11 protein-coding genes are annotated in these 11,579 nt (G+C 69.9%); 6 read left to right on the forward strand and 5 right to left on the reverse strand.

The genetic code is table 11. The features are described from left to right. Window positions 1-328: 328 nt before the first annotated feature. Both DYS74_RS18045 and DYS74_RS18050 read left to right on the forward strand, forming a co-directional pair. A complete protein-coding gene (locus DYS74_RS18045; RefSeq protein ID WP_121535017.1) occupies window positions 329-1,543 on the forward strand; it encodes a GTP-binding protein in 1,215 nt (404 codons plus the stop codon). 122 nt (window positions 1,544-1,665) lie between these two features. Next, complete coding sequence (locus tag DYS74_RS18050) at window positions 1,666-2,052, forward strand: response regulator (RefSeq protein WP_121535018.1); 387 nt, start codon at window positions 1,666-1,668, stop codon at window positions 2,050-2,052. 2 nt (window positions 2,053-2,054) lie between these two features. Here DYS74_RS18050 and cls read toward each other — a convergent pair whose 3' ends face one another. From cls to DYS74_RS18075, 5 genes are all read right to left on the reverse strand, one after another. After that, entirely contained in the window at window positions 2,055-3,485 is a 1,431-nt protein-coding gene (cls, locus tag DYS74_RS18055) for a cardiolipin synthase (protein WP_121535019.1), read from the reverse strand. A gap of 25 nt (window positions 3,486-3,510) precedes the next feature. Continuing rightward, window positions 3,511-3,849: a chaperone modulator CbpM gene (locus DYS74_RS18060; RefSeq protein WP_183077588.1), complete on the reverse strand. Its 339-nt coding sequence runs from the start codon at window positions 3,847-3,849 to the stop codon at window positions 3,511-3,513. After that, a complete protein-coding gene (locus DYS74_RS18065) occupies window positions 3,849-4,802 on the reverse strand; it encodes a DnaJ C-terminal domain-containing protein (RefSeq protein ID WP_121535021.1) in 954 nt (317 codons plus the stop codon). The genes DYS74_RS18060 and DYS74_RS18065 overlap by 1 nt, the downstream gene beginning before the upstream one ends. Window positions 4,803-4,960: 158 nt before the next feature. Then, on the reverse strand, window positions 4,961-5,521 hold the full coding sequence (locus DYS74_RS18070) for an NADPH-dependent FMN reductase (RefSeq protein WP_245965335.1): 561 nt from the start codon (window positions 5,519-5,521) through the stop codon (window positions 4,961-4,963). Between the two features lie 32 nt (window positions 5,522-5,553). Beyond that, a complete protein-coding gene (locus tag DYS74_RS18075) occupies window positions 5,554-6,981 on the reverse strand; it encodes an MATE family efflux transporter (RefSeq protein WP_121535023.1) in 1,428 nt (475 codons plus the stop codon). 243 nt (window positions 6,982-7,224) lie between these two features. Between DYS74_RS18075 and DYS74_RS18080 the strand changes: the two genes are divergently transcribed. The 4 genes from DYS74_RS18080 to DYS74_RS18095 form a co-directional block, all read left to right on the forward strand. Next, a complete protein-coding gene (locus tag DYS74_RS18080) occupies window positions 7,225-8,313 on the forward strand; it encodes an HlyD family secretion protein (protein ID WP_183077589.1) in 1,089 nt (362 codons plus the stop codon). After that, a complete protein-coding gene (locus DYS74_RS18085; RefSeq protein WP_121535025.1) occupies window positions 8,310-9,860 on the forward strand; it encodes a DHA2 family efflux MFS transporter permease subunit in 1,551 nt (516 codons plus the stop codon). The genes DYS74_RS18080 and DYS74_RS18085 overlap by 4 nt, the downstream gene beginning before the upstream one ends. Window positions 9,861-9,869: 9 nt before the next feature. Then, entirely contained in the window at window positions 9,870-11,348 is a 1,479-nt protein-coding gene (locus DYS74_RS18090; RefSeq protein ID WP_121535026.1) for an efflux transporter outer membrane subunit, read from the forward strand. A gap of 143 nt (window positions 11,349-11,491) precedes the next feature. Continuing rightward, on the forward strand, window positions 11,492-11,579 hold an 88-nt coding region (locus tag DYS74_RS18095), incomplete at its 3' end, for a cytochrome ubiquinol oxidase subunit I (protein WP_147435532.1).

Consider the following 11,579-nt stretch of genomic DNA (forward strand, 5'->3'; position numbering starts at 1 on the left):
CCGCTCCGGCGTTGCCGCCGCCATCACCGCGGCAAGCGTGCCGAAACGGAACCGCTCGCCGCGCGCAACTGCCTGATATCCCATCACCGCCTCGTGCCGTTCGGGGACGCGCCGCGGCACGTCCGTTTCCGCCTTCTCTCTAGGGGCCGCGCCCGCGGATGGCGAGGGCCGGGCGGGCAAGTGCGCCCATGCTCCCCGAGAATGCCGCGAGTTTCATCACCTTGCAAAGGGGCGCGCCGCGGGAATGCGCCCCGGCCCACAAGGGCAGGATTGCGTCTTCCGCTGGCACGATGTAGTTACGTTATATCATAACGCTCATGAGGCCCCCATGACCCGCCCCAGCGACACCCGCCTTCCCGTCACCGTGCTTTCGGGCTTCCTCGGTGCCGGCAAGACCACGCTTCTGAACCACGTGCTGAACAACCGCGAGGGCCGGCGCGTGGCGGTCATCGTCAACGACATGTCCGAGGTGAACATCGACGCCGATCTGGTGCGCGACGGCACCACGCTCGACCGCGCCGAGGAGAAGCTGGTCGAGATGACGAACGGTTGCATCTGCTGCACCTTGCGCGACGACCTGTTGCAGGGCGTGCGCAAGCTGGCCGAAGAGGGCCGCTTCGATTACCTGCTGATCGAGGGCACCGGCATCGCCGAGCCCTTGCCCGTCGCCGCCACCTTCGACTTCCGCGACGACGCGGGCGCCAGCCTCTCCGACATCGCGCGGCTCGACACGATGGTGACGGTGGTCGATGCGATCAACCTGACGCGCGACTTTTCCAGCGCCGATTTCCTCTCCGACCGCGGCGAAAGCCTGGGCGAGGGCGACACGCGCACGCTGGTCGACCTGCTGACCGACCAGATCGAGTTTGCCGATGTCGTGGTGCTGAACAAGGTCGGTGACGCCGGCCCCGCGCGGCGCGAGGCGGCGCGCAAGATCGTCAAGGCGCTGAACCCCGATGCGAAGCTGATCGAGACGGATTTCAGCGTCGTCGCGCCCGACGAGATCCTGAACACCGGGCGCTTCGATTTCGACACCGCCTCCGAGCATCCGCTCTGGGCGAAGGAGCTATACGGCTTTGCCGAACACGTGCCCGAGACCGAGGAATACGGCATTTCCTCTTTCGTCTACCGCGCCCGCCTGCCCTTCGACCCGGGCCGCATCCACGCGGTGCTGACCGGCGATCTGCCCGGCGTCATCCGCGCGAAGGGGCATTTCTGGGTGGCGACGCGGCCGGACTGGGCGGCGGAGTTCTCGCTCGCCGGGGCCGCGGCGACCGTGCGCCCGCTTGGCCAGTGGTGGGCCGCCGTCCCGCGCGACCGCCGCCCCGCCCATCCCGAAGCCCGTGCCGAGATTGCCCGGAACTGGGTCGAGCCCTGGGGCGACCGGCGTCAGGAACTGGTGTTCATCGGCGCCGGGCTCGACCGGGCGGCGATCACCGCGGCACTGGATGCGGCGCTGCTGCCGACCGAGTTCTTCCTGCCCGAGGCCTGGGTCGATCTGGCCGACCCCTTCCCGGCCTGGGACCATCGCCGCGCCGGCTGAGCTGCGCCGGTTCCGCGGCGGCGGCGATTGCCTTCCGCCGCGGAACCGGCTTAACATGGTTATTGGTTTTCAGACGCGCGCCGCACGGCGTGTGATCGAATGGAATGGGGAGACGCTGGGGCATGGCAGATCTGCGCGAGATCATGCATATCGAGGACGACGCCGATATCCGGCAGATTGCGCGGATGTCGCTCGAACTCGTCGGCGGCTTCTCGGTGAACCAGTTCGAGGGCGGCCAGCCCGCACTTGACGCCGCGCCCTCGCTCAAGCCCGATCTGATCCTTCTCGACGTGATGATGCCCGACATGGATGGCGAGGAAACCTTCCACCGCCTGCGCGAGATCCCGGGCTACGAGGCGGTGCCGATCATCTTCGTCACCGCCAAGGCCTCGCGTGCCGATTTCGACCGGCTGCGCGAGATCGGCGCGGCCGAGGTGATCCTGAAGCCCTTCGACCCGATGTCGCTGCCCGACCAGATCCGCGAGATCTGGGCCCGCGTCACCGCCTGAGATCACAGGATCGGCGCGAAAAGCCGGGCGACCGGGGCGGCCAGCCGCACGAAGAGCGGCGCACCGGCGAGCGGCCCCTGCCACAGCGGCGCCGCCTCGAAGTCGCGCTCCAGCATCCGCGCCACCTGCCCGGCCGTGGCCGGATCGAAGACCACGGCGCTCGCCTCGAAATTCAGCCGGCAGGACCGGCTGTCGAGGTTGTGGCTGCCGATCGCGGCAATCTCGTCATCGATCAGCACCACCTTCTGGTGCATGAAGCCAGCGTCATAGCGGTGCACCCGCACGCCCGAGCCGCGCATCTCCTCGAGAAAGGCGAAGCCCGCCAGCCAGACCAGCCAATGGTCGCGCCGCCCCGCCATCAGCACCCGCACGTCGACACCGCGCAGCGCGGCCAGCCGCAACGCCTGGCGCAGCCCGGTATCCGGGGTGAAATAGGGCGAGGCGATCCACAACCTCTTGCGGGCCGCGGTGATCGCCTGCGCGAAATAGAGCGTGCCGGTCTCCTGCGCATCCGAGGGGCCCGAGGCGAGCACCAGCGCCTGAATGCCCTCGGGCACATCGCGCGGGGTCCAGTCGAGCGCCGGCAGCTCGCCGGTCGCCCAGTGCCAGTCCTCGGCGAAGTGGAGCTGCAGCTGCGCCACCGCACCGCCCTCGATCCGCACCATCGTGTCGCGCCAAGGGCCAAGCCGCGGGTTGCGGCCGACATATTCGTCGCCGATGTTGTAGCCGCCGGTGAAGGCCACCTCGCCGTCGATCACCGCGATCTTGCGGTGATTGCGGAAATTCACCCGCAGCGGCGCAAGGGCGCGCGGCGGGTGGCGGGCGTGGAAGTTGGTGATCTCGACCCCCGCCTCGCGCATCCGCGCGACATAGCTGCGGTGCAGCCCATAGCTGCCGAAGGGATCGTAAAGCACGCAGACCCGCACCCCCTCGCGCGCCTTGGCGATCAGCGCCTCCTGCAGCGCCCGGCCAAGGCCGTCGTCGCGCAGGATGTAGGTCTCGATCAGCACATAGCGGCGCGCGGCGCGGATCGCGGCAAAGAGGGTCTCGAACACCTCGGCGCCATCGGTCAGCAGCGCGACGCGGTTGCCCGAGGCGGCGGCGCGCCCGGCGATCGCCTCGAAACCGGCGCGGATGCCCTGCGTCTCGGGGGCAAGCACGGGCGGCGGCGGTGCGGCCTGCGGCGCCTCGGCCACGCGGGCGACCAGTTCCGACAGCTGGCGGGCGCGGATCATTGCCGGATAGCGGAAATCGCCGAAGATCAGATAGGCCGGCACGCCGACATAGGGCAGCGCCAGCAGAAACACCGTCCAGCCCACCGCGCCCTGCGGCGTGCGGGCAAAGCGCATTGCCCGGAAAGCGAGCAGGAAAGCCGAGCCGTGCAGGGCCAGCAGCGCCGCCGTGACCAGAAAGGCGAGGGCCTCGCCGTTCATCCGCCCGCCCTGCCCGGGCCGCGGCTCATGCCACCCCGTCGCCGTGCAGCGCGCGCAGCCGCGCAATCACCGCGTCGCAGACCGCAGGCCCCTCGGCGCCCAGCGCGGCATCGAGGGCGCGGATCCGCCGGCGCAGCGCGCTGACCTCGTCGATCAGGCCGAGGATCAGCGGCACCGCCTCGTCGTTGACCTCCATGTCCTCGGTCAGCTCGACGATCAGGCGCAGCCGCGCAAGGTCGGTCTCGTCATAGGCGGGGCCGGCCTCGGACAGGCGCGGCCGCACCCAGGACCGGGTGACGCACAGGGTCAGGCGTTCGGCGCTGAGCCGCCCGATCCGGTCGAGGAGTTCGGCTTCGGTCATCATCAGCGCTCTCCCTTCCATCCGGCGCGCGGGTCATAGTGATGCTTCGCCCGCCAGGCCTTGACCGCCTCGGCGAGCGCCGCGTCCTCGTCCTCGGGCAGCACGATCTTCAGCGTGATGCGCAGATCGCCCGGTGTGCCATGGGCGCGCTGCACGCCTTTGCCGCGCAGCCGCATCACCCGGCCCGAGCTTGAATTCGCCGGCACCTTCAGCTTGACGCGCCCGCCCGGCACCGGCACTTCGACCGGCCCGCCCAGCACCGCCTCGTCGATCGAGATCGGCAGCTCCATCACCACGTCGTCGCCGTCACGGCTGAAGACCGGATCGGGCGCGACCGAGATCCGCACCAGCGCATCGCCCGCCGGCCCGCCGTTCGCGCCGGGCCCGCCGCGGCCGGCAAGACGCAGGCTCTGGCCGTCCTCGATCCCCGCCGGGATCGTCAGCTCGACGCGGCCGACCTCGGGCAGGGTCACCGTCTTCTTCGCGCCGGTGACCGTGTCGAGGAAGCCGACCTCGAGGTGGAAATGCAGGTCCTGACCGCGCATCTTCATCTGCTCGAACCCTCCGCCGGCACCGCCGAAGCCCCGCCCCGCGCCACCCTGCGCACGGAAGGCGCGCGAGAAGATGTCGCCGAGGTCGTCGAAGCCGCCCTCGAATTCATAGCGCTGCGACGGGTCGTGTTCCGCATAGGAGCGGTAATATTGCCGCTGCGGCTTTTCCTGCCCGCTCGCGTCGATCTCGCCCGCGTCATAGCGGCGCTTCTTCTCGGCATCGCGCAGCAGGTCGTAGGCCGCCGACACCTCCTTGAAGCGGTCGGCCTTCTTCGGGTCGCCGCCGGTCAGGTCGGGGTGCAGCTCCTTCGCGAGCTTGCGATAGGCTTTCTTGATCTCGGCTTCCGTGGCCGTCTTCGCCACGCCGAGCACTTCATAGGGGTCTCTGACGCTTGTCTCTGCCATGGGGTTTCGTCCAATTCTGTCGCCTCAACAGGCGGTTGGGGCCAATATAGGCATCGCCCCCCCGGCCCTGCAACGTGCACGCGAAAATCGGCGCCGGAATTCCCGCCCGCGGCAGTCACCGGGACGGCGGCAGGGAATGCCCCCGCCGCCCCTGGCGCTCAGCGCAGCGGCTTCAGCGCGGCAGCCCATTTCGCCAGCTCGGCCACCATCGCATCGGCGCTGTCGAGATGCGGCTTCTCGGCCTCGAACACCCCGTCCTTGAGATGGCCGAAGACCATCGGGATCACCACCTGCTCGGGCACCGGCATCACCTTCAGCGTGGTCAGCATCGTCTTCGCCGTCTGCACCGAGCGCAGCCCGCCCGAGATCCCGCCATAGCTGACGAAGCCCGCGGGTTTGTAGCCCCATTCGGAATAGAGGTAATCGACCGCGTTCACGAAGGCCGGCGGCGCGGTGAAGTTGTATTCCGGGATCACGAAGACGAAGGCATCCGAGCCCTCGACGATGGCGCTCCAGCGCTTGGTGTGCTCCTGCGTGTATTTCTTCATCCGCGGATGGTTCGGCTCGTCGAGCAGCGGCAGGTTGACCTCGGCAAGGTCGGTCAGCACCACCTCGTCGAAGCCGCCCTTGTTCGCCGCCGCATGGGCGAAGAACCAGTCCGCCACCGGCTTGCCGTTGCGGCCCGGGCGGGTCGAGCAGATCACCACGTTCAGTTTCATCGACATCTCCTGACAGTTGGGGAGGGAAAGGGTCAGTCGCGAGGGGGAGGTGCCCCCTCGCCCGTGCTTGCGGCCAGCGCCTCGGCGGTGCCGTCGAAGGCCATCACCGGCGCCTTGCGCCAGCCACCGTGCAGGTAAAGCAGGCTTGCCATCAGCAGCGTCGACAGCATCGAGGCCGGGAAGGACAGCCACAGCGCATCGGCGCCAAGCCAGCGCGACAGGCCGAAGGCAAAGCCGAGCCGCACCGGATACATCGAGATGAACAGGATGATCAGCGGCCAGACCACCTGCCCGTTCGCCCGCACCGTGCCAAACAGCACCATGGTGAAGCCGAAGGCGATGAAGCCCCAGGTGGCGATGCGGCCGATGTGCTGGCCGATCGGGATGGCCGGGCTGCCGGTGCCGAGGAAGATCTCCATCGCCTGCCGGTCGGCCGCCATCAGCACCGCAACCAGCGTGCCGGTCAGCAGGAAGTTGAACAGCAGACCCGAGCGGGTGATCCGGCTGACCCGGTCCCAGCGGCCGGCGCCGATGTTCTGCGCCGCCATCGCGCTCACCGCCGCGCCAAGCGCCATCGCCGGCATCTGCACATAGGTCCACAGCTGCTGCGTCGCGCCGAAAGCCGCGGTGGTGTCGACGCCATGCGCGTTCACCAGGCTCAGCATCGTCAGCATCGAGGAGGAGACGACGATCATCTGCACGCCGATCGGCAGGCCCTTTTCCAGCAGCAGCTTCAGCACCGTCAGGTCCGGGCGCAACAGGCGCAGCTCGGCGCCGCGCAACCGCAACGGCAGGTCGCGCGCGTAGATGTAGGTCAGCATGCCGGCGAGGCTGATGACATTCGCGACCGCCGTCGCCAGGGCCGAACCGCCGATCCCCATCGCCGGGATCGGGCCGAGGCCCAGGATGAAGACCGGGTTCAGCCCGATGTCGAGCACCACGGCGAGCGCCATGAAGATCAGCGGCGTCAGCGAGTCGCCCGAGCCGCGCAGCGCCATCATCAGCATCGTCTGCATCAGAATGGCCGGCATCGCGACGAAGATCACCCGCAGGAAATCGAGCGCGAGCGGCGCGGTCTCGGCCGGAGTGCCCAGAAGCGCCAGAAGGTCGGGCGCGAAGATCCAGCCCAGCACCGCGACTGCCATCGCCACCGGCACGAAGGTGCCAAGCGCCGTGCCCACCACCTCGCGCGCGGCCTCGATGTCGCCGCGCCCGATCGACTGGCCGATCAGGATCGTCGCCGCCATGCCGAAGCCGAAGACGAAGGAGGTGAGCAGGAACATCACCAGATTGCCGTTCGTCGTGGCGGCAAGCGCGTTCTCGCCCAGCAGCCGGCCGATCCAGACCGCGTCGATCGAGCCGTTCGCGGATTGCAGCACCGAGGAGCCGAGGGTGGGCAGGGCGAAGAGCAGAAGCGCGGCGTTGATCGGGCCGGTCGTCAGGGAATTGCGGGGAGGCATCCGGCACCTTTCACGAGAACAGACCCCGCAAGTGTAGGGCGACTGCCCCTGTTGTCACCCATGCGGCCCGCGCCGTCCAGCGCACCGCGTGTCGCGCCGGAAACGCCGGGACACGCGACCCTACGTCACCGCCCGCACTGCGGTGCTGCGGCGATCAAACCGTGGCGAGCAATCGGCCTGCGTGCTACGCAAGGGTGTATTCTCGGCCCCGCGCCGGGAGCGAAGGGATGGATTGACCCGGGGATGACCTTGCAAGACAGCACCGACAGCGACACCGCCCCCGCCACCGAAGACTGGCGCAAGTATCGCGGCAAGCTGACGTTTCTGGCCCTTGTCGCGCTCGCCGCCACGCTCTGGTGGGGATACGGCTACTGGACCGAGGGCCGTTTCATCGAAGAGACGAACGACGCCTATCTGCAGGCCGACAAGGTGGCGGTCGCGCCGAAACTTGGCGGCTATGTGGCCGAGGTGCTGGTCGCCCACAATGCCCGGGTCGCGAAGGACGCGGCCCTCGTGCGCATCGACGACGCCGATTACCGGGTCCAGCTTGCCCAGGCCGAGGCGCTGGTCGCGGCGGCCGGGGCCGATCTGAACCGCGCCGAGGCCGAGGCGGCCCGCGCCGCCGCCGCCATCGCCCAGGCGAAGGCCGGCCGCGCCGCGGCCGAGGTCGATGCGGGCTTTGCCGAAAGCCAGATCGCCCGTTACACCCCGCTTGCGGCGACCGGCGCCGCCACCGCCGAACAGATGTCGCAACTGGCAAATGCGCGCGCCAAAGCCGCGGCGCAATTGCAGGTGGCGGACGCGCAGGTCACCTCGGCCGAGGCCGCCGCCCGCACCGCCGCCGCCGCCATCGGCCAGGCGAAGGCCGCCATCGCCCAGGCCGAGGCCGCACGCGAGAAGGCCCGGCTCGATCTGAAGAACACCGTCGTGCGCGCGCCCTTCGCCGGCATCGTCGGCGACCGCACGGTGACGCCCGGCGCGCTTGTGGGCGCCGGCACGCAGCTGATGACGCTGATCCCCGAAGACCTCTACCTCGTCGCCAATTTCAAGGAGACGCAGGTCGGCGCGATGCGCCCGGGCCAGAGCGTCGAGATCGACGTCGACGCGCTGCCGGGCCATCCGCTCGCGGGCAGGATCGAAAGCCTCTCGCCCGGCACCGGCGCGCAATTCGCGCTGCTGCCGGCGCAGAACGCCACCGGCAATTTCACCAAGATCGTGCAGCGCGTGCCGGTGCGGATCGCGATCACCCCCGATCCGGCGGTGCAGGACCGGCTGCTGGCCGGCCTGTCGGTGACGGCGAAGGTCGACACCCGCGGCGGGGCCGCCGAATGAGCCTGGCCGCGGGTCAGGCCGCCGCCCCGGCCCGGGCCGATGCGCAGGCCTGGCTGTCGGTCGCGGCGGGCACCATCGGCGCGCTGATGGCCACCCTCGACATCTCGATCACCAATGCCGCGCTGCCGGTGATTCAGGGCGAGATCGGCGCCAGCCCGACCGAGGCGACCTGGGTCTCGACCGCCTATCTGGTGGCCGAGATCGTGATGATCCCGCTCACCGGCTGGTTCAGCCGCATCTTCGGCATCCGCGATTTCCTGCTGCTCTCGACCGTGCTCTTCACCGCCTTCTCGGTGATGTGCGGGATGTCGTCGTCGCTGACGATGATGATCGTCGGCCGCATCGGGCAGGGCTTTTTCGGCGGCGCGATGATCCCGACCGCGCTCACCATCGTCTCGACCCGGCTGCCACCCGCGCAACAGCCGATCGGCATCGCGCTCTTCGGCATGACGGCGGTGCTGGGCCCGGTCGTCGGGCCGCTGCTCGGCGGCTGGCTGACCGAGCATGTGAGCTGGCATTACGCCTTCTTCCTGAACATCCCGGTCGGCGTCGGCCTTGTCGGGCTGCTGTTCTTCGGCCTGCACAAGGAACGGCTCAATCCCGCCGCCTTCTGGCGCGCCGACTGGCTGGGCATCTTCGGCCTGTCGCTGGCGCTTGGCGCGCTGACCGTGGTGCTCGAGGAAGGGCAGCGCGACATGTGGTTCGACTCGCCCCTGATCCGCGGGCTGAGCGCGGCCACGGTGCTCGGACTGATTGCCCTCTTGATCGGGCAGAAACGCGCAGCCGAGCCGGTGATCGATCTCAGCATCCTGAAGGGGCGCGCCTTCTTCGGCGTCTTCGTGCTCAGCCTCAGCCTTGGCGCGGGGCTCTATGGCGTGCTCTACCTGATCCCGCAGTTCCTGGCCGCGGTGCCCGGCTACAACGCCCAGCAATCGGGGGTGATCGTGCTGATCTCGGGCGTGCCGACGATGATGATCATGCCGTTCTTCCCCTGGCTCGTGCGCCATCTCGACCTGCGCCTTGCCGTCGCCGGGGGGATGGCGCTCTTCGCCTGGGGCTGCTGGGTCGACATCACGCTGACCGCGCAATCCTCGGGCGATGACTTCACCCTGTCGCAGGTGCTGCGCGGCTTCGGTCAGGGCTTCGCGCTTTTGTTCCTCAATCAGGCCGCGGCCAGTTCCGTGCCGCCCGAGAAGGCCGAGGATGCCTCGGGCCTGTTCAACGCCGCGCGCAACCTCGGTGGTTCGGTCGGGCTGTCGATGATCGCCACCCTGCAGGACCGCCGCGGCTCGTTCCATGCCGAGCGTCTGGCCGAGGCGCTCCCCGCCGGCTCGCCGCAATTGCAGGGGCTGCTGCACGGCGATGGCGGCACGCCGCAGGCGCTCGCACTGAAGCTTCAGTTGGCCGCCCGCGTCATCACCGAACAGGCGCGGGTGATGACCTTCAACGACCTCTTCTACGTCTTCGCCCTGCTGCTTTTCGTCTGCATTCCGCTTGCCGTGCTGCTGCGGCCGTTGCCGAAGGGCGCCGGCCTCGCGATCCATTAGGTGCCCCCGATGCGTTCCCTGCCGCTTCTCCTCTGCCTTGCCGCCTGCGCCCCCCTCGGCCCCGACTATCAGGGCCCGCCGGTCGTGGCGAACCTCGCCGCGCGGTTCCAGCACGGGCAGGCGGCAACGGTGCCGGCCAATCCGCCGGCCGAGTGGTGGACGGGGTTCAACGATGCCGAGCTGACCCGGCTGATCGCCCGCGCCCGCGCCGACAGCCCCGCGCTCGACGTCGCCCGCGCCCGGCTCGCGCAGTCGCGCGCGGCCTATGCCGGGGCGGTGGCGAACCTGAACCCGGCGGGCGCGGTGCTGGGCGGGGCGCTCGACACCCGGATCGGCACCGGCGAGGCCGGGGGCAGCGTGCTGGTGCCCGGGCTGCCGCTGACCCTGCCCTCGGATGTGCAGAACGACGTCTATGCCTCCGGCTTCGATGCGAGTTGGGAGGCCGACCTTCTGGGCGGCAAGCGCCGCGCGGCCGAACGCGGCCGGGCTCAGGCCGAGGCCGCCGAGGCCACCTTCGCCGATGCGCAGGTGCAGCTCGCCGCCGAGGTCGGGCGCGCCTATGTCGCGCTGCGCGGCGCGCAGGACGCGCTCGCCATCACCCGCCGCTCTGTCGCGCTGAAACAGCGCGGGCTGACGCTGAGCGAGGGCGCCGCGACGCAGGGCGTGACGAATGCGCTCGACATCGCCCGGCTGCGCGCCGATGCCGCCGCGACCGAGGCGCAGATCCCGCTGATCGAGGCGCAGGTCGACGCGCTGACGGCGCAGCTGGCGGTGCTGACCGGCACCACCCCCGCCGCGCTCGCCCCCGAGCTCGCCCGCCCCCGCGCCGTGCCGCGCCCGCCGCGCAAGGTGGCGATCGGCAACCCCGCCGACATGCTGCGCCGCCGCCCCGACATCCGGGAGGCCGAACGCAGGCTCGCCGCCTCGAGCGCCGCGATCGGCGAGACCGCCGCCAGCTTCTTTCCGAAGATCACCTTCATGGGCCTCGTCTCGACCGCCGGCGGCACGCCCGGCGCGGTGCTGCGCTCGGACGGGCTCGGCCTGGCCGTCGGCCCGGTGCTGCAATGGAACGCGCTCGATTTCGGCCGCAAGGATGCGGCGCTCGCGCAGGCGGCAGGCGTCCGCGACGAGGCGCTCGCGGGCTATCGCCAGACGGTGCTCGCCGCGCTTGCCGATGCCGAGGGATCGCTCTCGGCCTTCGAGAAGCGCCGCGCCTCGGTCGCGCGACTGGCCACCGCCAGCACCGAGGCCGCGAAGGCCACCGAACTTGCCGCACAGATGACCGGCGCCGGCACGCTCTCGGTGATCGACCAGCTCGACATCCAGCGCGCCCAATTGCAGATCGACCTGGCCCTCAGCCAGGGCCGGACGGAACTCGCCACCGCCTATATCGGCCTGAACAAGAGCCTCGGCCTCGGCTGGTCCCCCGCCCCGCCGCCCCGGCCCGTGGCCGAGGTGGCAAAGGCCGCGATGGCAAAGACGCCCTGAGCGCCCCGCCCCTTTCCCCGCCCCTTGGACAATTTGCCCACCTGCGGCAAGGCGCAGGGGCGCAAGTCGCGCCGTTTTGACCATGATGCCCGCAGCTGCCGCCTCCCCCCGGGAGGGCGGCGCATCAGGTTGGAGAGAGACGGATGGATTTTGGTATTGTGGAGCTGTCGCGCCTTCAGTTTGCGATGACGGCTCTGTATCACTTCCTCTTCGTGCCGCTGACGCTGGGAT

It is taken from the genome of Paenirhodobacter hankyongi (assembly GCF_003664585.1).
In the GTDB taxonomy this organism is placed as follows: domain Bacteria; phylum Pseudomonadota; class Alphaproteobacteria; order Rhodobacterales; family Rhodobacteraceae; genus Rhodobacter; species Rhodobacter hankyongi.